This window comes from Euhalothece natronophila Z-M001 (assembly GCF_007904085.1).
In the GTDB taxonomy this organism is placed as follows: Bacteria; Cyanobacteriota; Cyanobacteriia; order Cyanobacteriales; family Rubidibacteraceae; genus Halothece; species Halothece natronophila.
The window spans coordinates 563,690-586,048 of sequence record NZ_CP042326.1 but is presented as its reverse complement, the minus strand read 5'-3'; the positions used below and the strand labels follow the sequence as shown (position 1 = coordinate 586,048).

General features: G+C 41.0%; 17 protein-coding genes. 12 read left to right on the top strand and 5 right to left on the bottom strand.

Features of this window, described 5'->3' with window-relative positions; all coding sequences use genetic code 11:
* The first annotated feature begins 36 nt into the window (after positions 1-36).
* Positions 37-2,472 (top strand): phenylalanine--tRNA ligase subunit beta, encoded by a 2,436-nt coding sequence (gene pheT, locus FRE64_RS02650; protein ID WP_146294546.1) that lies wholly within the window; start codon positions 37-39, stop codon positions 2,470-2,472.
* A 4-nt stretch (positions 2,473-2,476) separates the two neighbouring features.
* Positions 2,477-2,746, top strand: a complete 270-nt coding sequence (locus FRE64_RS02645) for a YciI family protein (RefSeq protein ID WP_146294545.1) — start codon at positions 2,477-2,479, stop codon at positions 2,744-2,746.
* Positions 2,747-2,986: 240 nt separating this feature from the next.
* On the opposite strand, the gene FRE64_RS02640 is transcribed toward FRE64_RS02645, so the two are convergent.
* The 3 genes from FRE64_RS02640 to FRE64_RS02630 form a co-directional block, all read right to left on the bottom strand.
* Positions 2,987-3,997, bottom strand: coding sequence for a hypothetical protein (locus tag FRE64_RS02640; protein ID WP_146294544.1), 1,011 nt, complete (start codon positions 3,995-3,997; stop codon positions 2,987-2,989).
* A 218-nt stretch (positions 3,998-4,215) separates the two neighbouring features.
* On the bottom strand, positions 4,216-5,826 hold the full coding sequence (locus FRE64_RS02635; RefSeq protein WP_146294543.1) for a 2-isopropylmalate synthase: 1,611 nt from the start codon (positions 5,824-5,826) through the stop codon (positions 4,216-4,218).
* Positions 5,827-5,863: 37 nt separating this feature from the next.
* Positions 5,864-6,379, bottom strand: a complete 516-nt coding sequence (locus tag FRE64_RS02630; RefSeq protein WP_146294542.1) for a LabA-like NYN domain-containing protein — start codon at positions 6,377-6,379, stop codon at positions 5,864-5,866.
* Positions 6,380-6,925: 546 nt separating this feature from the next.
* On the opposite strand from FRE64_RS02630, the gene lnt reads away from it, so the two are divergent.
* Positions 6,926-8,422, top strand: a complete 1,497-nt coding sequence (lnt, locus tag FRE64_RS02625) for an apolipoprotein N-acyltransferase (RefSeq protein WP_146297250.1) — start codon at positions 6,926-6,928, stop codon at positions 8,420-8,422.
* Positions 8,423-8,444: 22 nt separating this feature from the next.
* Here lnt and FRE64_RS02620 read toward each other — a convergent pair whose 3' ends face one another.
* Positions 8,445-11,330 carry a glycerol-3-phosphate acyltransferase gene (locus FRE64_RS02620; protein ID WP_146294541.1) on the bottom strand — a complete coding sequence of 962 codons (2,886 nt, stop codon included), beginning with the start codon at positions 11,328-11,330 and terminating at the stop codon, positions 8,445-8,447.
* A gap of 83 nt (positions 11,331-11,413) precedes the next feature.
* Between FRE64_RS02620 and FRE64_RS02615 the strand changes: the two genes are divergently transcribed.
* From FRE64_RS02615 to FRE64_RS02595, 5 genes are all read left to right on the top strand, one after another.
* Positions 11,414-12,694 (top strand): YcjF family protein, encoded by a 1,281-nt coding sequence (locus tag FRE64_RS02615; RefSeq protein WP_146294540.1) that lies wholly within the window; start codon positions 11,414-11,416, stop codon positions 12,692-12,694.
* A 287-nt stretch (positions 12,695-12,981) separates the two neighbouring features.
* The gene (gene ftsH3, locus FRE64_RS02610) at positions 12,982-14,835 is read left to right on the top strand and encodes an ATP-dependent zinc metalloprotease FtsH3 (RefSeq protein WP_146294539.1); all 1,854 of its coding nucleotides are present in this window, start codon (positions 12,982-12,984) and stop codon (positions 14,833-14,835) included.
* Positions 14,836-14,932: 97 nt separating this feature from the next.
* Complete coding sequence (locus tag FRE64_RS02605) at positions 14,933-16,495, top strand: adenylate/guanylate cyclase domain-containing protein (protein WP_146294538.1); 1,563 nt, start codon at positions 14,933-14,935, stop codon at positions 16,493-16,495.
* 103 nt (positions 16,496-16,598) lie between these two features.
* Positions 16,599-17,687 (top strand): aromatic ring-hydroxylating dioxygenase subunit alpha, encoded by a 1,089-nt coding sequence (locus tag FRE64_RS02600; protein ID WP_146294537.1) that lies wholly within the window; start codon positions 16,599-16,601, stop codon positions 17,685-17,687.
* Between the two features lie 92 nt (positions 17,688-17,779).
* On the top strand, positions 17,780-18,193 hold the full coding sequence (locus FRE64_RS02595) for a VOC family protein (RefSeq protein WP_146294536.1): 414 nt from the start codon (positions 17,780-17,782) through the stop codon (positions 18,191-18,193).
* Here the strand turns inward: FRE64_RS02595 and FRE64_RS02590 are convergent.
* The gene (locus tag FRE64_RS02590; protein ID WP_146294535.1) at positions 18,180-19,397 is read right to left on the bottom strand and encodes an MFS transporter; all 1,218 of its coding nucleotides are present in this window, start codon (positions 19,395-19,397) and stop codon (positions 18,180-18,182) included. The two genes, FRE64_RS02595 and FRE64_RS02590, sit on opposite strands and share 14 nt — an antisense overlap.
* A gap of 135 nt (positions 19,398-19,532) precedes the next feature.
* Here FRE64_RS02590 and FRE64_RS02585 point away from each other — a divergent pair, with 135 nt between their 5' ends.
* From FRE64_RS02585 to FRE64_RS02570, 4 genes are all read left to right on the top strand, one after another.
* Positions 19,533-20,084, top strand: coding sequence for a cyclic nucleotide-binding domain-containing protein (locus FRE64_RS02585; RefSeq protein ID WP_146294534.1), 552 nt, complete (start codon positions 19,533-19,535; stop codon positions 20,082-20,084).
* Between the two features lie 14 nt (positions 20,085-20,098).
* Positions 20,099-20,308, top strand: coding sequence for a hypothetical protein (locus FRE64_RS02580; protein WP_146294533.1), 210 nt, complete (start codon positions 20,099-20,101; stop codon positions 20,306-20,308).
* 123 nt (positions 20,309-20,431) lie between these two features.
* Entirely contained in the window at positions 20,432-21,190 is a 759-nt protein-coding gene (locus FRE64_RS02575) for a MinD/ParA family ATP-binding protein (protein WP_146294532.1), read from the top strand.
* Between the two features lie 61 nt (positions 21,191-21,251).
* Positions 21,252-22,346, top strand: a complete 1,095-nt coding sequence (locus tag FRE64_RS02570) for a cyclic nucleotide-binding domain-containing protein (RefSeq protein WP_146294531.1) — start codon at positions 21,252-21,254, stop codon at positions 22,344-22,346.
* The last annotated feature ends 13 nt before the right edge of the window (positions 22,347-22,359 follow it).

Here is a 22,359-nt window from a genome sequence, read left to right as displayed (position 1 = left end):
TGAGTTTGAATGGATACACCAATATAAAGCAAGTCGATGCGCGTCTCTCTAAACTGGTTGCAAGAATTTGTCGAGATTAATCTGACTCCTGAAGAGTTAGGGGAAATTTTAACCATTGCTGGGTTTGAAGTGGAAGAAATTGAACACCGCCGCACTTTCGCAGAAGGTGTAGTGGTGGGAAAGGTTTTAGAAAAGAATACTCATCCCAATGCTGATAAACTCAGTGTCTGCAAAGTGGATATTGGCGAAGGAGAACCGAAAAATATTGTCTGTGGGGCAGCTAATGTCCGCCCTGATATTTATGTTCCTGTGGCAACGGTGGGTAGTTATCTGCCAGTGAAGGAGCTTAAAATTAAACGCAGTAAGCTACGAGGCGTTCATTCGGAGGGAATGATCTGTTCTCTAGCGGAATTAGGCTTGGAAAAAGAGTCTGAGGGCATTCATATTTTCAGTGAGGATAATTTGACTCTTGGGGAACCAGTTTACCCGCTTCTAGGGTTAGATGATGTGGTTTTAGACTTGACAACAACCGCAAATCGTGCTGATGCCTTAAGTTTAGTGGGTGTGGCGCGAGAAGTAGCCGCCTTAACGGGTGTGCCATTAAAACTTCCTGAAACTTCGGATAGAGATTTATCGGGGAACCAGCAGACGCTACAAGTGAAGGTTACTGAAAAAACAGCTTGTCCTGCTTATATTGGAACTGAAATTACTAACTTAAAAATTGCTCCCTCGCCGCAATGGCTGCAACGGCGATTACAAGCAGCAGGGGTACGTCCCATTAATAATGTGGTTGATGTTACTAATTATGTGTTACTGGAATGGGGTCAACCGTTACACGCTTTTGACAGAGAACGGTTAAAAACTGTTGCAGGGGAAGATAATTTAAGCCTTGGGGTACGTTTAGCACAGGAGAAAGAGACGTTAACCACCCTCGATGGACAAACTCGGCAATTGCATCCTGAAAACTTGCTGATTACGGCGAATGATGTGCCTGTGGCGTTAGCTGGGGTAATGGGGGGAGAAGAAACAGAAGTTTATGATCAAACTGAGAATATTATTTTAGAAGCTGCTTTATTTGAACCTGTGGCAGTGAGACGTTCTGCAAGGGCGCAAGGATTACGGACTGAGGCTTCTACTCGCTATGAACGGGGGGTGAACCAAGCAGAATTAGAAAAGGCGTTACAACGCGCGATCGCGCTTCTAGTTGATTTAGCCCAAGGAACACCCACGCAGCAAGCCATTGCCGACACTCGCCCCTCTCCTGACCAATGGTATCGTAAACATAACTTAAAATTAGATCGCATTCATCATGTCTTAGGGGAGGTTAATAACCGCGAAGATGGAAAGTTAACCCCCGAAGATGTGGAACGCACCCTCACGGCTTTAGGTTGTGAATTAACTCGCGATGAAAAAGCCATGAGTTGGACAGTTACTGTTCCCCCCTACCGCTACCATGATTTAGAACGAGAAATTGATCTCATCGAAGAAGTAGCCCGTCTTTATGGCTATGATTACTTTAAGGATACTCTTCCCGAAAGTACGCAACCGGGTTATCTCTCCTCACGACAACAGAATAAAAATCGCATTCGAGAGGCGTTACGGGCAGTGGGATTAACCGAAGTTCTCCATTATTCCCTTGTTAAACCAGAAGGAAAGGCCGTTACCCTTGCTAACCCCCTTTTCAAGGAATACTCAGCACTGCGAACGGAACTCCTCAGTGGGCTAATTAATGCCTTTTCCTACAACTTAGCGCGAGGTAATGGGGCTTTAAATGGTTTTGAAATGGGCAGACGCTTCTGGAATACTGATAATGGTATTGGCGAAGCTGACACCCTTGCTGGCATTATGGGCGGTGAAATGTTCCCCCAAGGAAAATGGGTAAATTCAGGGCAAGGACAGTCCATGAGTTGGTATCAGGCGAAAGGCATATTAGAGGCTGCCTTCACTCGTTTAGGCTTAAGCGTTACTTATCAAGCCACAGAAGAAGACTCGCGGTTACATCCGGGGCGTACTGCGATTTTATTTTTAGAGAAACAGCGATTAGGAATTTTTGGGCAATTACATCCCCAATTCCGACAAGAACATGATTTGCCTGACGCAGTTTATGTGTTTAGTTTTGACCTAGAATTATTATTAAATGCCCTCGCTGAGAAAAATGTCTCCCAGTCGCGCTTTTCTCCCTTCTCAACTTATCCTGCGGTTGCCAGAGATATGGCATTATATGCCCCTGTTGACTTGCCCGTAGCGGACTTAATTCAAGTGATGGAAAAAGCTGGAGGAAACCTGCTACAACAAGTAGAATTATTTGATGAATATCGCGGTGAAAATGTCCCTGAAGGACAACGGAGTTTAGCTTTTAGTTTAATCTATCAAGCGCGCGATCGGACTTTAACCGATGAAGAAGTTGAGCCGTCTTTAGAGAAGGTTCGCAAGGCTCTAAATCAAGAATTTACTGTTACCTTAAGGAGTTAAAATTATGCCCAAATATGTGATGTGGGGAAACTACTGCGATAATGTGGAAGAAAAACGCGCCCCTTTTCGTCAAGCCCATTTAGATGGCTTAAAAGCGCAAAAAGAACAAGGAGTGTTATTAACCATTGGCCCCACGAAAGATTTAAAAAAAGTGTTTGCTTTATATGAGGCAACAGATGAAAAAACAGTTCGAGAGTTAGTGGAAAATGATCCCTATTGGCAAAATGGCATTTGGACAGACTACGAAGTTAAAGAATGGATACAGGCGTTTTAAGGTGATCTAATCTTTTTTAGAAACTTTAAATCTAAAGTTATTGGTTATTTGCTTACAAAGGGACGAAGGACAAAAACTTAATTAGAGTGAATACTGCTATAGCAATCCTAAATCAGTTGTAAACTTCCACTTTAGTTCCCCCCTTTAATAAGGGGGGTTAGGGGGGAAGCCTTCGGCACGGCTTTCAGCCTACGTAACTTAAGCTACTTTTTACAAATGAGATCATATTGCTATATATTTTTAGTTATGGCTCACAACAGATTGTAATAATAAACGTTGATATTTTTGGTAGAGAACCAACCCTGGGATTGTTCTTTTAAATGACGATGGTTGCTTATACTCTTGCACATTATAGTATTTACGAATAGAATTTATCTTTTGGTAATGGGGATACCATTTTTTTAATTGCGTTAACAATTGTTGTAACTTTTGATAGGAATTTTTATGTTTATAATTTAAAACAATGTATTGAAGTATCTTGGCATATCCCTCAGGTCGTTGCTGATGTTCAGGCATTTTAATAATATCGCCTAAATCTTGGAAAAGATTATAGTTTAAATCCACTATAGTTATAAAGGCTTCGGGATGATGAACTTCTTGAGTGTGAAAACTGGTAACTAATTCAGAGATTTTTTGTAATAGAGAAAAGTCTTGAAATTGATTATTTTTAAAGTTAAATAGCAATTGTAGCCCAAGCTGGTTTTGACTAGCAAGCTCTTTAATTTCTGCTACATAAGTCTGAATAGCAATTTTGCCTTCTTGAGATTTTATCTGATTAATAGTTTTTTGACCCAATCTCTCTAATAACTTTAAAAAGACTGAGTGAGATAATTGTTTAGAAAGTAACTGAAACACCTGATCATAAAACTCCTGTTGAACAAACCCGCGATATTGAAATTCAATTTCTTCAATCCCAATAAAACTTTCTTTTGCCTGTAACGCTGCTTCGAGAAGTTTAGCACTATTTTCCAGCCCTTGATAGCCATTCGCTTGTCTCTGGAAATTACTCTTTGTCCTGACTAACAGAGCAAATTCAGGATTATCAAATTTTTCACTATCAAGTTTAGTAATAAAGCTGGCTAACCTTTCAGCCTCTTGCATGGCTTGATCATGCTCAATTACATATTTAGAAGGGATCTCTGCTTTAGAAGAAAATAATTTTTTTAAGCTCTCTAAAGCACTATTATCCCCCATGATGGAGCGATTCCACCAGGGTTGATGATCTGTATTTGGCTCAGTTTGTCTTACCATATCACTTTTAAAGATGCTTCAATGTACATCATGCAAACACGATTATACACTCTTCAAAGGCAATTGTAACACAGGTTTAAAAGTTTTTACAGATTAACCTAGTTCTCAGTAAACTTCTAGGATAAGTAAAAACACTGTTTTCTTACCTCAAAAAAAATCCTCCAAAGGAATATAATAGATTCCCATGGAGGAGGTTAACCTAAGCCGAATTAGTGTAATTAACTTTGGGCAACAGTTGCCGTTTGAGGATTGAGTTTATTGCCTTCTTGTAACGTAGCAGAGAGACGATTCAAGGCATTAATATAGGCTTGTGCTGAAGCAACAATCACATCAGTATTGGCAGAATGACCAGAATAAACCTGACCGTCATGGCGCAAGCGAATGGTTACTTCACCAATGGCATCAATCCCTGCTGTTACGGACTTCACCGAATACTCAATTAACTCGTTAGGAACTTTCACCACCCGATTAATGGCTTTATACACCGCATCTACTGGCCCAGTTCCAATGGCAGCATCGGTTAATTCTTCGCCCTCTGGGGTGCGGATAGTAACCGTTGCAGTGGGACGAGAGTGATCGCCACAAGATACCTGTACTAATTCTAAACCAAAGATATCAGGAGCGTGTTGGGTTTCATCATTGACAATGGCTTCTAAATCCCAATCAGTGACAACTTTTTTCTTATCTGCTAGATCTTTGAAGCGCAAGAAGGCTTTATTTAATTCCGTTTCGGTAAACTCATAGCCTAAGTCTCGCAAACGACTACCAAAGGCATTACGTCCAGAATGCTTACCGAGAATAATTTGGTTACTTGTCCAACCAATGGACTCAGCATCCATAATTTCATAAGTCTGTTTATTCTTAAGCACCCCATCTTGGTGAATCCCTGATTCATGGGCAAAGGCATTTGCCCCCACAATTGCTTTATTCGGCTGAATGGGCATTCCAGTGAGGTTAGAGACTAAACGGGAAGTTTTATAAATTTCTTTGGTGTTAATACTCGTTAACGGTTCTTCCGACTCTGGTTCTCGTCCTAAGAAGGGATTATAAAATTGACGGCGGACATGAAGTGCCATCACTAATTCTTCTAAAGCCGCATTTCCAGCCCGTTCACCAATGCCATTAATGGTGCATTCTAGTTGTCGTGCGCCATTTTGAATTGCCGAGAGGAAGTTCGCCACTGCTAACCCGAGATCATTATGCCCGTGAACAGAGATAATTGCCTGTTCAATATTGGGGACATTTTCTTTTAAGCCACGAATTAACGCCCCAAATTCTTCTGGAGTGGTATAGCCCACGGTATCAGGAATATTAATGGTAGTTGCCCCTGCAGCGATCGCGCTTTCCACCACTTGATACAAAAATTCATGATCCGAGCGTCCCGCATCTTCGGCAGAAAACTCCACATCATCGGTGAAAGTTTTCGCATATCCCACCATTTTCGGGATAATTTCTAAGACTTCTTCCCGAGTTTTCTTGAGTTTATACTTGAGGTGAATATCAGAAGTTGCCAAAAAGGTATGGATGCGCCCTTTTGCTGCCGGTGCAATGGCTTCTCCTGCTGCTTTAATATCTTGTTCTCTAGCTCTAGCTAAAGCACAAATAGTGGGGCCATCGGCTGTACCCACGGTTTCAGCAATAGATTTGACGGCTTCAAAATCCCCAACACTGGAATAGGGAAATCCAGCTTCAATGACATCCACTCCTAAGCGGTACAAGGAACGAGCAATGGTCAGCTTTTCATCCCCATTGAGAGTAGCCCCTGGAGATTGTTCGCCATCACGGAGTGTGGTATCAAATATTATAATTCGATCGCGTTCTTTACTCATAGATAAATTAATTAAGCACACTATCTGATCTTTAATTCTAGTCTATCTTTTCAATACTTTCTCGAATATCATTAAGGTCAATATAGCGGTCAGTGGCATTTCGCAATTCCCGAGCAATCATGCCTTCTGTGGAAACAACGGTAATATGAGTATTTTTTGATCGTAAAAGCTCGATCGCGCGTTCAAAATCCCCATCACCACTAAACAAGATTACGCGATTATATTGCTCAACAGTATTAAACATATCAATCACAATTTCTATATCTAAATTGGCTTTCTGGGAATATCGCCCCGACACATCATCATAATATTCCTTTAATATCTTCGTGCGTACCGTATAGCCTAAGCTAATTAGGGCATCTCGAAACCCCCTTTGATCTTGGGAGTCCTTTAGCCCTGTGTACCAAAACGCATTAACAAAGCTAATCGTCGGTTCATTTTTAAAGTAGTCTAAAACTCGTCTCGGATCAAAAAACCAGCCATTTTTTTGCTGAGCATAAAACATATTATTGCCGTCCACAAAAATCGAAAGACGGTTGATATTACAATTCATAATAAATCGCATTACTAATAACAATAGAGCGTCAATTAAACAGGGGAATTATATTAGCTTAAATTTGAAAAAATATAAGCAGAATTATCTTAGCCCTAACTTAAAGCAACAGATTCACTGCTTATAAAAAGGGCTTTTTAGTAGTTAAAAATTAGAATAAAAAGTTAGTAATTTTAGGGGTTACCAACAATCATGGTAGAAACAAACTAGCTTCAAATGATAATTTAAGATAAAATAGAAAACAGACATTTAATATTAAAAATATAAAAATAACAAAAAGTGAATTGTCAAGGGAAAATTATAAACTGAAGGTCACCAAAATAATTGTGCCTAGTCAGAGATTACGCCTTCCTAAACGGAAGACAGGGACTTTAATCGTCCATTAATTCTCTCTTGATCAAAAACTTCCCTATACTATAATACCGAATTTTTTCAAACTTAAGTAGAATGATTTTTGTCAAAATGTCACAACAACTAACCAAACTGACATTTCTCAAACAACTCGCTACCAAACCTTGGATCACTTGTTTTCTCGCGGGTATTTTAATGGGGATGGGTTCTGATCCCTTTAACGCATGGTTTTTAGCTTGGATTGCCCTAATTCCCTTATGGATTTGGCTTATTAATCAACAGAAATTCCAGATTCGCCAACTTCTACCCCCTTTGACCTTTGCCGTGGGCTATTATGGGGTTACGATATTTTGGATTACTGGCATTCACCCAATGACATGGATGGGCGTTCCATGGCTGAGCAGTCTTCTCATTGCGATTTTCTGTTGGCTTTTTATTATCGCTTGGGGTAGTTTTTTTGTCTTACTTTGGTCACTAGGGATGATATTCTTGACGCGTTCCCTGAGTCATCCCTTATCGCGAGTTCTACTTGGGGTAGCGTTGTGGTGTACTGTGGAAACCCTCGTTAGTCATACCCCCCTGCATTGGCCCACCTTTGCTTTAACCCAAAGCCCTTACAATTTACCGATTTTACAATGGCTTTCTGTTTCTGGAACAACCACTGTTACCGCCGCCATTGTTGCGGTGAATGGATTACTCGCCGAAGCAATTCTCATAAACCATCGCCAAAATCGCTCTCGCTTCCTTGGAGGCTTAACTCAAGTATCCCTTGGCTTACTAGTAGGGTTACATCTTATTGGCTGGTTGCTTTATCTCCAACCCCTAGAAACCCCTCAAGAAAATGCTCTTCGAGTTGGCATTATTCAGGGCAATGTTCCCAATACCATCAAACTGTATCCCGAAGGCTGGCGTAAAGCATTAGAAGGCTATACAACAGGATATATCGGGCTTGCTGAAGCTGGTGCGGAGGCAATACTCACCCCAGAAACGGCGCTTCCCTTTCAATGGGAAGAACAAGTGCGTGGTAATAGTGATTTTTATCAAGCGATTTTACAGAAAAATGTCCCTGTGTGGTTAGGAGCGTTTGGTAAAAAAGAAGGGCGTTCCACCAATAGCCTCTATAGTTTGAATGGAGAGGCAGAAACTCTGGCTCGTTTCGATAAAGTGAAATTAGTTCCCCTCGGAGAGTATATCCCCTTTGAAGACATTTTAGGGAATGTGGTAGATCGTCTCTCTCCTCTTGACTCGCAATTTGCCCATGGTAGCCCAGATCAAACCTTTATCACACCTTGGGGAAAAGCAGCAGTGGGAATTTGCTATGAATCTGCCTATGGAGAACATTTCCGCCGTCAAGTTGCCAGAGGAGGGGAGTTTATTCTTGTTCCCTCCAATGACGATCACTATAGTGCAGCAATGCCAGCCCAACACCATGCCCTTGATGTGATGCGAGCCATTGAAAACGATCGCGCGATGGTTCGAGCTACCAATACAGGCTATTCAGCCATTGTCGATCCCCGTGGCAATACTCTCTGGTTATCAGATCTTGATGAATATGAAACTCATCTCAGCACGATTTATCGGCGCGATACCCAAACTTTATATGTGCGTTGGGGCAATTGGTTAAACTGGGTGTTACTTGGCTTAGGAGGGGTGGTTTTAGTCAGGAGTAAACTGAAAAGCAGACAAAATTAATCTGACTTTTCGTGAGATTTGGCTATTCTAACAACTCAATCACGCCAGTTTGACCATCAATTTTAACCAGTTGATTGTTTCGGAAAATCTGAGTGGCATTAGGAATATCCATCACCGCAGGCAGATTATATTCACGGGCAATAATTGCGCCATGGGAGAGTCTTCCTCCCACTTCTGAGATTAACCCGCCGGCACGAGCTAAAAGAACCCCCCAACCCGCATCAGTATAGGGAACAACAACAATGGTTTTTTCGTCAATCGTGGCATTATTGGATTGAGAGATATCGGTAATAATTTGAATACGACCTATCGCTTGTCCTGTGCTCGCGCCAATGCCTTGCCAGCGTTGCTGTGATGATAGTTGCTGTGAAGAAATAATTTGATCGCGCTGGGGAGGACGACCATAAACGACATAAGGAACATTGGGTAACTTTTGATCTTCCGCAAAATAAAGGCGACGATTTTCAATATATTGAGCAATTTCTGCTCGCAGTTGGGGATCATCCTCAGTAGCAATTTTACGGATTTCGGAAAGTGTTAAGAAAAAGATGTCTTCTGGTTCTTTTAATAATCCTGTTTTTAGCCAAATCTGTTCTAAGGCGAGAACACTCCATCTTAGATGGGCAAGTAACTGGTTATAAACTTCTGCAGTTCGGGCTTTTAATTCTAATCGTCTTTGTAGGGTGCGGGTACGCCAATTATGATTACTGTTGATCTGGTTGTTGGTGGTTTCAGGTTGTTGATTAAAGAAAAATTGGGCAAATAGTGATCGCGCTGAACGAGGATCTTCCAACCAACGGGGAACCGCAATATCCGTGGCAGTTTCACTGAGATAACCATACTGATTTAACCAATCTTGAAATTGATCTAAAATGCTTTCTCCATCGGGAGATTCAGCTAAGGTGGCAAATAAAGACGGTGCGCTTTGAGACTCTACTTCCTGCACGGGAATTAAGTTTCTGGCATCTTTCGCAATTTTGGCTAATTCTTGAGTAGAAGCCACTTCGGGTAAGCAGTTATAGTTGAGGGCTTCATCAGGAACTTTTAAGAGACTCTTGCGGAGAGAAAAACTAAGGGGGGCGAGGATATTATAGTAGGTAGCAGCTTGCAAGGTGTTGAGAATCATCTCAATGCGAGTGAGCAATTCTTGAGGCGATAGCTGCTTGGCAGATTTATGTTGTAAGTCTTGGAGAGTGGGCGTAAATAAGGACTCTTCATCAATGGCAAAGTCTTTGCTTAAACGTAATTCTCGCCATCCTAAGCGGCATAAGCCTGGAATATTGCGAAGGGTGGAAAGCAGGGAAGGACGGGTAAATTTTGCCCCTCTGGTAAGAAATTCTAGACTTTCTGCGGGGAGTCCCATGCGTCGGAAAATTTTACCTAAGAGGGTGGCATTAAAATAGGCACGGCTGTAGTGTAGGGTTGCCGTTTCATTAAATTTTAGCCCTTTAGCGCGATCGCCGAGAACAATAGTAAAGAGTTGTCCCCAAACGCCACAAGTGAGAGGACGATTAATTGACCATGTTAGAGGACGAATTAACCCCGGTATTACTTCTGCGGCAATTTTTCTCGTCCAGATGGGCTGTAAATTGGTAATAGGACGCGTTTGTAAAATCCATAGTTGTTGTCCATCATAAGTCCATTCAATATCTTGGGGAAAGTCATAAAACCGTCTCTCTAATTCTCGGGTTAAGTGGGCGATCTCTTGTAATAGCCATTCGGGAATGTCGCCGTCTCCTTCCACTTGTGGTGAGGAATCTTGGTAAATGACGCGATATTGTTGCGGGGTTTTTTGTCCAGAAACTACTTGCGTTGGTTCACCGGGGAGTGCTTCAACTAACACGGCATCGTCCATTTGTTTCACGGGATCGCGACTAAAGGCAACCCCTGAAAAGACTCCTTGAATTTGTTGTTGCACTAATACCGCCATTGCCAACTCTTCTTGTTGTTGTTGGCGACGATATTGAGCGGCCGTAGGATTGTTATAAGAAGCCTGACATTGTAAAATGCCATCACGGAGGGCTTCCTCGCTGGTAATATGAGAAATACTTTGGTATTGTCCGGCCGCAGAGGTGTCTTCAGTATCTTCTCCTACGGCAGAGGAGCGAACAATTAAGGGGTTATTTTCATCTGGAGCGGCTAATTCTACTAAGGGTTGAAAGTCATCCCCTGCAGGGAGAACCCAACCAAAAGGAACAGGATATCCCCAGCGTTTGAGTTGGGAGAGTGTGGCAGCTTTTTGTCCGACTTTTTTTGCCTTCAGAGGTTGATCTAAGGAAAGAACCGCGCGATCGCCGCGAAAAAATTTAAACATAGAGTTAGCCTTACTCTCATTGCTGGGTAAATTAAGGTCATCTGGAATTTTATTATAAATGGCGAAAATGATTAGGGAGAGGGCAATGGCACTAATAATTCTAGGCGGATCATCAATATGAAGTAACCCGAGAATTAAGGGCATTAAAATTAAGATACCATTACGGCCAGAAGCGCGATCGCGCAAGATCGTAAAACTAATTCCCCCAATTAAGAAAATTAATCCTGCTGCAATGGGATCATGAACCACCATTCCCCAAGTTACATTCGTGGTTCCAGCACCTTTTGCCACCCAATATCGTCCAATCACTACAGCAATTAAAGCCACGATTTCCCACACAGGATCCTCGGAAAAAAATGACCTTGCTAACAAAACAGCAGCAATCCCTTTTCCTGCCTCCGAGAGGACTGCTAAAATTCCAGCCAGTTTTCCCCCATGATAAAACGCTGCTGAGACGGAGATATTCCCCGTTCCTAGTTGGTTTAAGTTTTTTCCTGTCAAAAAAAGGGTTAGCCACTGAATTAAAGGGACTGCGCCTAAAATGGGGCAAATAACAAAAATGAGTAAGGCCCCCCAAAGTTGTGTGAGAGTCATAAGATCAATTACTGATTCCTAATTAATTACTAAGGTACAATAGAAGTTCCCCCATGTTAGTTTAAATGTAACTTTTATTTCTGATGAATCAACCAGATCAAAATTCATCTCAAAAGTCTAATAATCAATCTTGGATTCAGGCAATTTTCTCAGTTTGGCAAAATACGAGCAATCGGTTCCAATCCCTTCTCCCTTTTCAAAAAGCCACAGATCAAGTCAAGCAGTGGTTTACAGTTTCTGAAGAAGAAGTTGCCGACATTTTAACGAAAGTTCGGGAAGAGTTACCAACAACAGAAGTAATTTTAGCGGGAAAGCCTCAATCGGGAAAAAGTTCAATTGTTCGGGGATTAACTGGGGTTTCTGAAGAAATTATTGGGCAAGGATTTCGTCCTCATACGCAGCATACAGAACGTTATCCCTACCCCTCAGAAGAGTTACCATTAGTAATTTTTACTGATACAATTGGCTTAGGAGATATTCAAGAAAATACCCCACAAATTATTGAAGAATTAGAAACCAGTTTAGATGCAAGTACCGATCATCGCGCTCGGATTTTAATTTTAACTGTAAAAATTAATGATTTTGCTACAGATACGTTACAAAAAACAGCGCAGGCATTACGAAAAAAATATCCGAGCGTTCCAATTTTATTAACGGTTACTTGTTTACATGAAGTGTATCCCCCAGAGATAGAAAATCATCCTGACTATCCCCCCTCTTTTCCAACAATTGAACGTCCTTTTGAAAAAATTAAAGAAACCTTTTCGGGGTTATACGATCGCGCTGTTTTAATTGATTTTACCTTAGAAGAAGATGGCTATACCCCAGTTTTTTATGGTATAGAAGCCCTCCGTGATGGTTTAGGGGAATTACTTCCTGAGGCGGAAGCAAAAGCCATGTATGAGTTATTAGATACCTCAATGGGCGATCAATTAGGGAGTCTCTATCGGGATGTGGGAAGACGCTATATTTTAGCTTTCTCTATTATTGCAGGAACAGTGGCAGCAGTCCCTCTCCCTTTTGCAACCATGCCCGTTTTAACCACCTTGCAAGTATCTTTAGTAGGCATCTTAGGAAAACTTTATGGACAACCCTTATCTTTTTCCCAAGCTGGTGGTGTGGTAAGTGCCATTGCAGGGGGATTTTTTGCTCAATTAGTGGGACGAGAATTAATTAAATTTATTCCAGGATTAGGCAGCGCGATCGCGGCTTCTTGGGCTGCTGCTTACACTTGGGCTTTAGGGGAAGGGGCTTGTGTTTATTTTGGCGATTTAATGGGCGGTAAAAAGCCTGATCCTGAGAAAATTCAGGGAGTTATGCAGGAGGCCTTTGCCGAAGCAAAAGAACGGTTCAAAAAGAAATAATGCAATAGAATCCCCCTCAGGTGGGGAGATGGGGAGACAGGGAGATGGGGAGAAGGAAACAGCCCTGCCCTAAAAAGGGTCATGATCTACAACTTTGAAGAGAAATTGCATCAGAGTGCAACCTAGGGTTAGTATTTTGTCAAGACCTGTCAAGAGAGTCTTAGAAACGTTAACATAAATTAATATAACAAGCAGATCATTAATGGTGTGTCTGGATCCTCATCAGCATAATAATTTAAATAGGAGCTACAGCAAATTCCATTAAATCTGAACCACGGAGGTTAAGCGTGAATAACAATAATAATAATAAAAAATGGCGTAATGCGGGATTATATGCCCTGCTAGCCATCGTTGTCATTGCTTTGGCAACAGCATTTTTAGATCAAGAGCCACAAACCCAAGCAACATGGCGTTATAGTGAATTTATAAATCGGGTAGAAAATGGCAATGTGGAAAAAGTTAAGCTAAACAGCGATCGTTCCGAAGCAATTGCCACTGCACAGGATGGACAACAAGTGCAGGTCAATCTTCCCAATGATCCGCAATTAATTGATATTTTAACGGAAAATAATGTGGATATTTCCGTGCAGCCAGAAAGTGATGATGGCTTCTTATTCCGTGCTCTCAGCAGCCTCTTTTTCCCAATTCTTCTCCTAGTGGGATTATTCTTTCTCCTACGTCGGGCGCAGGGTGGCCCTGGTTCTCAAGCCATGAACTTTGGTAAGTCCAAAGCGAAAGTGCAAATGGAACCGCAAACCAATGTCACATTTAGTGATGTGGCTGGTATTGAACAAGCTAAATTAGAGTTAACAGAATTAGTTGACTTCTTAAAAAATGCTGATCGCTTCACCGATGTGGGAGCAAAAATCCCGAAAGGCGCATTATTAGTGGGACCACCTGGAACAGGTAAAACCCTTTTAGCCCGCGCTGTAGCAGGAGAAGCGGGTGTTCCCTTCTTCTCAATTTCAGGTTCAGAATTTGTCGAAATGTTTGTCGGCGTTGGGGCTTCTCGTGTTCGCGATTTATTTGAACAAGCTAAATCTAATGCCCCCTGTATCATCTTCATTGATGAAATTGATGCCGTTGGTCGTCAGCGTGGTGCTGGCTTAGGCGGCGGTAACGACGAACGGGAACAAACCCTCAACCAGTTGCTAACAGAAATGGATGGCTTTGAAAGCAATACTGGTATTATCATTATTGCCGCCACTAACCGTCCTGATGTGTTAGACCAAGCGTTAATGCGTCCGGGTCGTTTTGACCGTCAAATTGTGGTGGATCGCCCAGACTATGCTGGACGTTTGGAAATTATGCAAGTTCACGCCCGTGGCAAAACCTTAGCCAAGGATGTGGATTTAGAGAAAATTGCTCGTCGTACTCCTGGTTTTACTGGGGCAGATTTAGAAAACTTGCTTAATGAAGCCGCAATTTTAGCCGCCCGACGTAACTTAACTGAAATCTCCATGGACGAGGTAAATGATGCGATTGATCGCGTTCTTGCCGGCCCTGAGAAGAAAGATCGGGTAATGAGTGAGCAACGAAAAGCGTTGGTTGCTTACCACGAAGCGGGTCATGCCTTAGTGGGTGCCTTAATGCCAGACTATGATCCTGTGCAGAAAATCAGCATTATTCCTCGTGGCGCTGCTGGTGGTTTAACTTGGTTTACCCCTAGTGAGGAACGGTTAGATTCAGGGCTTTATTCCCGTTCTTATCTCCAAAACCAAATGGCAGTGGCGCTAGGTGGTCGCATTGCTGAAGAAATCATCTTCGGTGAAGAAGAAGTCACAACTGGTGCTTCCAATGACTTACAGCAAGTGGCACGAGTTGCCCGTCAAATGGTTACCAGTCTCGGAATGAGTGACCGACTTGGCCCAGTAGCGTTAGGTCGTCAAAATGGTAACGTGTTTATGGGACGGGATATTGCCTCCGATCGCGATTATTCTGATGAAACTGCCTCCGCTATTGATGAGGAAGTTCGCAATTTAGTAGAACAAGCCTATCGTCGCTGTAAAGATGTGTTAGTGTCTAACCGTCATATCTTAGATGAGTTGGCACAGGCTCTTGTTGAGCGAGAAACCGTTGATGCAGAAGAGTTACAACGGATGCTCAATGAAAATGAAGTGAAAATGGCAGCGATCGCGTAGTTTTTAATTCACGCTTAAAGTGAATTAATTAATTTAGTCGTGTCCAGAGAGGCACGACTTTTTTCTATTTGTTGTCACTATCAAAAGAGAGGTTCTAATGTTGCTTCCTGATTCCTTAGCTTCCAAAAAAGACCAACTAAGAATTCAGTTACCTGCGACGCTTCAAGCAAAACTTTGGATTCAACCAACAGAATCAACGTTGTTAGAAGTGATCAAGCATCTACGAACATTACGATATTTGCTGTTTTACTATCTTCCTTTCAGCGTTAGTGAGCACTTATTAGAAACTGAGCAACCTCTCTGGCAATGGAATAGTGGAACCCTAATGTTTACTGACTTAGCTGGATTTACGGCTCTAACACAAACTTGTAGCCAGCAGGGAGCTGTGGGGTCTCGTTATCTTGCGAAGTTAATTAATACTTATTTTTCTCGTACCATTGAAATTATTAGTGCCTCAGAAGGGGATTTACTGGAATTTACAGGAGATGCAACTTTAGTTAAATTTGATGGTGCTACTCCTGAACAAGCAACCGCTAAAGCCGTCCGAGCGGGACTTAGGTTGCAACGAATGATGACAGAGTTTAATCAACTGGAAACCTTCGGAGAAAGTCAGAGCTTAGGGATGCGAATTGGGATTCATAGCGGTCAATTCTTAACTGCTGATGTTGGCACTCCCATGCGAATGATGCGGATTTTATTAGGTCAAACTGTACGTTGTGCCAAAAATACAGAAAGTTTTGGAAAAGTAGGAAGGGTTTGCATTAGCGAGGAAACTGCTAAGTGGGTTCAGGATAGCTTCCGATTAACTCCCCATCAAGAAGGCTACTTTTTAATAGAAGATGATATGACGAGCGAGAGCTTGGGACGATTTGAAATTACGCCACAGCGACGACGTTTTCCCCGTAGTATGCTATTCAATAATAGCTCAGAAGAGATGATGCGCGAAATTAATCATTTGCTTAAGCAAACTGCTCCTCTCTCCAAATATATTGCCCCTCCTGTCTTAAAATTACTAGTAGAAAATGCTCGCGATCGCGCTATTCCCCCTACCCTCTCCCAAACTGCTGTCTTATTTATCAACTTAATAGGAATACCAGAGCGTATCGATTCAGTCAAAGCCACCACTGAACAAGAACAACTGATTCACGCCCTCTCCTACCTGTTTGCTCAAATTAACGCTCTGATAGAAGCCAAAGAAGGTTTTTTACAAAACTGGACTTACCATCGTTACTCAGACATACTCGCTTATTTTGGTGTTCCCAACTCTCGAACTGATGATGCTATTCGGGCTACTACCGTTGCTACCCAAATTAGGCAACTTATTTCTCAATTTCCAGAAGTGGAAGTTGGTCAGCAAAAAATTCCAGTTAGCTGCCAAATTGGATTAGCTTGGGGAACTGTATTTGCAGGAGAAATTGGTCAGCCCTATCATCGCAGAGATTATAATGCCTTAGGAGCACCAGTTAATCGAGCTGCCTACGTGATGAGTCAAGCCCCTAAAAATCAAATTTGGATCACTAATTCGATGGTGGAACGAATTGAGCTTGAGCAAAATTTACTTAATCTTGATGATTTACCTTTTCACTATCAGCTAGTTCAGAAGTTAAGGCTAAAAGGTAGCAAAAATTTAACACCTATTTTTGAAATTATTTCTAAATAAAAAAAATCATTAAATCAGTATCATAATATTTTCTAGATATGTTACACTATGAAGCAGATCACTTACTGATGAAAACAATTGTACTACGACCTAAAAAATTAAGATGCAACTAACCGATACTTGGTATGCCGTAGAACTGAGTTCTAATTTAAAGCAAAAACCAATCAGCATTGAGCTGTTTGAGTCTAAAATTTGCTTATGGAGAGACCAGAAAGGATTTCCTCATGCCATCGTGGATCGTTGCCCTCACAAAGGGGCCGCTCTCTCAAAAGGGAAAGTTCTTGGCGATCAATTGCAATGTCCCTATCATGGCTGGATTTATGATAAGCAAGGGAAATGTGTAACTATCCCAGCAGCCCTTCCAGAACAAGCTATTCCCAAAAAAGCCTGTGTTCAAACTTTTGATTGTAAAGAACAACGGGGGTTAATTTTTTTGTGGTGGGGAAATAGTGAGCCTGAACCACTTCCAGACTTAAACTTAGTTCCTAATAGTGATGATTCAACTTGGAGGGTTTTGGAAGGAGAAGCAATTTGGGAAGCCCATTGGATTCGCGCACTTGAAGGTTTTACTGATCTAACTCATGTTCCCTTTGTTCATTCTGGTAGCTTTGGCAATAGTTCGGATGCAAGAGTTTTACCCACTAAAAAATCTATCACCCCTTATTGTCTCTCTCAAACAATTTTGACTCCTCGCGATCGCGAATATCGTAAAACTCAACGTTGGAGCATCAATCAATTATTACCCTTCAATAAAAAGAAGAAAAATCAACCTGAAGAAGTTGCAGCTGTAGAAGCTAACGAAGTTAGTGAATCTGAAGGGGCACAGTATGTAGAGTTATGGTTACCTAATATAGTTTTTATTCGAGTTGTCTTTAGCGATTTCCAGATTTATCTATTGTTAGTTAGTGTTCCAATATCTGGACAACGGACACGTAATATTTGGAAACATTTCCGATCATTTCTCAAGACCCCTCTTGCTGATAACAATGCCCGTAATCGGGTGATAAAGTTCTTGCAAGAAGACCAGCATATAATTGAATCAATTGAACCTCATTGCCCCTCTCTTGAGCAACCCAAAGATTTACTCCATGACACTGATGTGGTTACAATTGAACTACGTAAGTTACTGCGAAAAAAAGGGAAAAATGGATTTTTACAGGAATACGATGCAACATTATCTAAAAATACTTGACTGAATTAATGTAGTTGGTATATTTTATTTTAGCAAGGGAATTATTACTTTCCTTAGCATTTTTGAAAGCTATTATCTGAAAAATAATTGACATGAATGAAACTGATATCAAGCACATTGACCATATAGCCTTAACTGTTTCCGATCCCCAAAAATCAGTAATTTGGTATCAAGAAGTTTTAGGGATGGAACAATGTTTTATGCACGGTTTAGAAGGCCCCCCTTTCCTATTACGAGCAGGACAAACTTATCTCAATCTGTTTCCGGCTGATACAGATAAACCGGGCAAAACGCCCAATCACGATACCATCGCCATGCGTCATTTTGCCTTTAAAATAACTCCCGAGCAATATGAACTAATTAAGGAAATGTTAGAAGGCAAAGGGCTGGCTCCAGAGCTTTTTGACTATGGGCCTTTCTGTCGATCAATCTTTATCAAAGATCCTGATGGTCATGTTATTGAATTAATTGCCTATAATCCAGAAGACGTATTTATTTCACAATAGGAGTTGAAGAGGAGGGACGAGAGCTAAGGCTTTTTAAGAAGCACACCAAAGCCAAGCCCACTAAAAATGCTTGCAAGCCAAAAGAGAAATTACTATTTAAGTAATCGTAAGCTCCCCCAGCTACAATGGGTCCAATAATTTGGGCAAGACTAACTATAGATTGAGACCCGCCACTGACTTTACCTTGTTCACTATCAGGAACTCCATTAGCTATTGTCCCTCGTAAGGTAGGAGAAGCTAGCCCAACACTGAAAGCAAAAAGGGTTTGTGTTCCATACAAATAAATTCCTCGGGGGATAAAGCAGATGCCAATCAGAGCGATGACGATGCCGGTTAAGCCCACTATCACCAGACGATCATTGCTAAAGCGAAGTACTAGTTTACCAATTAAACCGCCTTGTACTAAAGTGGTGATCACTCCCACCCAAACTAAAACCCCCGCAGCTTCAGCTGGTCCCCAAGAAAACTCATCTCGCACAAAAACCACGAAGATACTCGTAAGTCCAGCAAAACCTAAATAAAATAGAAAATATCCTGAAAAGAGATAGCGGAGATGAGAACGTTCCATTAAATCTCGAAGTTGAGCAAACGTGGAAAAGGATCTAACTGTTAGGGGAGTTTTAATAGGTTCTTTTAAAGATTCCTTGAGAGTAAAATATCCCATAACAAAGTTAGCGAGGGCAAGGCTTCCTGCTACCAGCACTGGTAAGCGTAAATTAACTCCTGCTAGGGTAGCTCCCAAAGCTGGTCCTAAGATAAATCCAATTCCTGCAGCCGCCCCAATTAATCCAAAGCTTTTAGTGCGCTCTTCCTTTGAGTTAGAAATATCTGCAAGATAACCTTGGGCAGTCGTCACGACCCCTGCAGTAAGACCATTGATAATTTGAGCCAGAAACATGATCCACAACGCTTGAGCCAAGCCAAATATAAAGAAAGCAAGAGCCGTATTGAAAGTACAAACTAGCAAAACGGGACGACGACCCACTCGATCAGATATAGTTCCTAAGATAGGAGCTGCAAGAAATTGAGCACCAGCATAGCTTGAAGCCAGTAGGCTCACGGTTAGCGCATCCGAGCTGAATTCATCAACAATATAGGGAATTAAAGGTGCGACTAAGCCACTTCCGATCACTTCAATTAAAATGGTAAGAATCACAAATACTAGTGGGGAAACCCTAGGTTCTTGAGGAGAGTTTTTTGTCATTAATTCAGTATCAATACTATTTTTATAACTAATATATGTTTGCTATCCTATGTTTGTAAAGAAACAACTGATTATTGATCAACGACAATTATCAATGAGAACCATAAGCTAAAGCCGTTGGAGGTAAATTAAAAGATGGAAACTAAAACCTTTGAAGCCGGTGATGTTGTCTTCCAAGAAGGAGATCCTAGTAATTATGCGTACATCATCCGTAAAGGAAAGGTAGAGGTCATTCGCGAGCATCTTGGTCAAACTGTTCAACTTAACACCCTTGGTCGTGGGGAAATATTTGGTGAGCTGGGAGTGATTGATTCTCAACCGAGATCAGCTACAGTAAGGGTTCTAGAACCTGTAACTTTGTCAGTTTTATCAAATGATGAAATTCTTGACATGGTCTATGACAGTCCTGAGAAAAGTTTAATTTTAATCCGTAGCGCTTTTGATCGTCTTCGTAATATGTATGCGGAAAAAGAAGAATCTAATAAGGACATTAATCGTGATCTAGAATCTTTTCAGGAGGAAATGTCTCAAGCCATCCGTCAAGCAATTCGTGACCATGAAGAAGGAGTCATGAAAAGTCATGTGGGAATTTTGCCCATTGTCGGAGCTTTACTAATTACTGTTTTAGTAGGTGGCTCTATTTTCTTTAAGTCCCAAATTCTTGAGTTTGTTAGTCATACATTCTAAAGGAAATATTAAGTATGAATTCTCCAAAACCTCCCAAAAAAACGCCTAAGAATCCTAGAAAAATTCTGCGACTTCGGAACCAACTTTATGATCAGCTTGAGCAAGCTGTTGATAGTCATGAGAAAAAAATGACCTATATTGGTTTCGTTATGCTCTTTACCATGTTGGCTGCGATTATGGTCTTTGCTTGGTACGATGAGCTGAAACAATTATTAATCGGATAATATTTAATAAATTTTGGAGCTTATTTAAAGTAGCAAAATTAGTTCATCAAAAGAGGCTAGTTAACTAGCAAATAAAAAGGTTCATCCACAGCTTATTGATTGAAATTAAAGGTTTACTATTTTATGTCGCAAATTATATCAATTCATTCTTACCGTGGTGGAACTGGCAAATCTAATGTAACCGCCAATCTGGCAGCCATGCTTACTAAACAAGGAAATCGGGTGGCAGTGGTTGACACAGATATTCAATCTCCCGGTATTCACGTACTATTTGGGTTCGAGAAAGATGATGTCACTACATCTCTCAATGATTATGTTTGGGGGAAACTCCCGATTTCACAGGTTGCTTACGATGTAACTACGACTTTAGGAGATGGCTTTAATCAAGGAGAGGGTAAGCTTTTTTTAATTCCTTCTAGTAGTAATACTGAGGATATTGCCCAAGTTTTGCGAAATGGCTATGATATTGAATATTTAAGCGAAGGATTACAATCTTTAGCAGAGGAATTGACACTGGACTACTTGCTCTTAGATACTCATCCTGGGCTAAATGAAGAGACTTTACTTTCAATCACTATTTCTGATATTTTAATTCTTATTTTACGCCCGGATCGGCAGGACTATCAAGGAACAGCAGTTACTGTAGAAGTCTCTCGTAAACTGCAAATTCCAAAAATGTTGCTATTAGTCAATAAAGCGCCAACTGCGTTTGATAGTGAGCAACTAAAGTCTAAAATTGAGGAAATTTATGATGTAGAAGTAGCAGGGGTTTTGCCACATTCAGATGAAATGATGATTTTGGCAAGTGGAGGCTTATTTACAGTCCAGTATCCTGATCACCATTTAACGCAAGTGTTTAATGGTGTTACTCAAAAAATGTGATGAGAAAGTTAGATCATTATTTGAGCTACAAAATAAATACTTTTGATGGCAATAAAAGAAAATGCCAGACATATTACGAGAGCAATTAACAGAAGATGACATTGATTGGCTGGTATCTGTTGGTGAACAAATAACAGTTTCGTCAACGGATACTTTAGTTGAGCAAAATGAACCTTTAAATCAACTATATATCCTTCTTGAAGGTGAACTGAAATCGCTGATTAAGGATAATGAAGAAAGTACCTTAGGACGAGCTTACTCTGCACTCATTAGTGAGACTAATGCAGAACAAGAACTTTTTTCTTATCAGTCGGGTGACATTATTGGGGAAGGAACTCTCTTTTGGATAAGTACTTCACCAGTAACCATTCAAGCAAAAACTGATTCCATTGTTTTGATAGTTCCTTGTGAATCCTTAAAAAATCATCTAAAGAATAATCCTAATTTTGCAGTTCGTTTTTACCGCGCGATCGCGCTTTTACTGCTCAATCGCTATGAGTTTCTTTTAAAGAAGTGTCTCAATCATCGTAAAAAATTGCAAATTTCTCCCTTCCAAGATGGCACAATCCTCTTTCATGAACTGTATGACAATGACATTGACTGGATAGTTACTCAAGGGGACGTGCAACGCTACGAAGCAGGGCAATTAATTATACCAGCTAACCAACCCACTGAGAACCTCTACCTTGTACTTAAAGGATTACTTTCCCTGAATATCACTGAGAAAAAAGCTAATACCTTAAACGAAGTATTTGAGAAGTTAAGCAACTCAGAATCAAAGAGTGAAACTCCTCCAAGTAAGGAAGTTGAATATGCAACTCCCGGAGAAGTAGTGGGTGAAACTGCCTTAGTGGATTCTTATCTCCCTAAATTAACTGTTACTGCTTTGGAAGATTCCATATTGCTAGCAATTCCTCGTCAAAAACTCTTAGCTAATTTAGAACAAAATATCGAGATGAGCAGTCGCTTTTATCGAATCCTGACAACTTTACTGTCTATACGTTTGACCCGTTTAATTAGTCGCTTAGGCTATGGAAAGGATTTAGGGAATACTGCACAATTACTATCTTCAAATCAATTTGATTTAGAAGCAATTGATCCCCCTAACCAAAATAGTAGCCGTTTTGATTCTATATTGAAAAAACTAAACGTATGAAGAATTTTCTTTA

Bases quoted from the DNA above. Each gene is read 5' to 3' on its own strand.
- lnt (WP_146297250.1), top strand. From the start codon at position 6,926: ATGGGGATGGGTTCTGATCCCTTTAACGCATGGTTTTTAGCTTGGATT.
- FRE64_RS02575 (WP_146294532.1), top strand. From the start codon at position 20,432: ATGTCGCAAATTATATCAATTCATTCTTACCGTGGTGGAACTGGCAAA.
- FRE64_RS02640 (WP_146294544.1), bottom strand. From the start codon at position 3,997: ATGGTAAGACAAACTGAGCCAAATACAGATCATCAACCCTGGTGGAAT.
- FRE64_RS02595 (WP_146294536.1), top strand. From the start codon at position 17,780: ATGAATGAAACTGATATCAAGCACATTGACCATATAGCCTTAACTGTT.
- FRE64_RS02630 (WP_146294542.1), bottom strand. From the start codon at position 6,379: ATGAATTGTAATATCAACCGTCTTTCGATTTTTGTGGACGGCAATAAT.
- FRE64_RS02590 (WP_146294535.1), bottom strand. From the start codon at position 19,397: ATGACAAAAAACTCTCCTCAAGAACCTAGGGTTTCCCCACTAGTATTT.
- FRE64_RS02585 (WP_146294534.1), top strand. From the start codon at position 19,533: ATGGAAACTAAAACCTTTGAAGCCGGTGATGTTGTCTTCCAAGAAGGA.
- FRE64_RS02635 (WP_146294543.1), bottom strand. From the start codon at position 5,826: ATGAGTAAAGAACGCGATCGAATTATAATATTTGATACCACACTCCGT.
- FRE64_RS02615 (WP_146294540.1), top strand. From the start codon at position 11,414: ATGAATCAACCAGATCAAAATTCATCTCAAAAGTCTAATAATCAATCT.
- FRE64_RS02645 (WP_146294545.1), top strand. From the start codon at position 2,477: ATGCCCAAATATGTGATGTGGGGAAACTACTGCGATAATGTGGAAGAA.
- FRE64_RS02600 (WP_146294537.1), top strand. From the start codon at position 16,599: ATGCAACTAACCGATACTTGGTATGCCGTAGAACTGAGTTCTAATTTA.
- FRE64_RS02580 (WP_146294533.1), top strand. From the start codon at position 20,099: ATGAATTCTCCAAAACCTCCCAAAAAAACGCCTAAGAATCCTAGAAAA.
- pheT (WP_146294546.1), top strand. From the start codon at position 37: ATGCGCGTCTCTCTAAACTGGTTGCAAGAATTTGTCGAGATTAATCTG.
- FRE64_RS02570 (WP_146294531.1), top strand. From the start codon at position 21,252: ATGCCAGACATATTACGAGAGCAATTAACAGAAGATGACATTGATTGG.
- FRE64_RS02605 (WP_146294538.1), top strand. From the start codon at position 14,933: ATGTTGCTTCCTGATTCCTTAGCTTCCAAAAAAGACCAACTAAGAATT.
- FRE64_RS02620 (WP_146294541.1), bottom strand. From the start codon at position 11,330: ATGACTCTCACACAACTTTGGGGGGCCTTACTCATTTTTGTTATTTGC.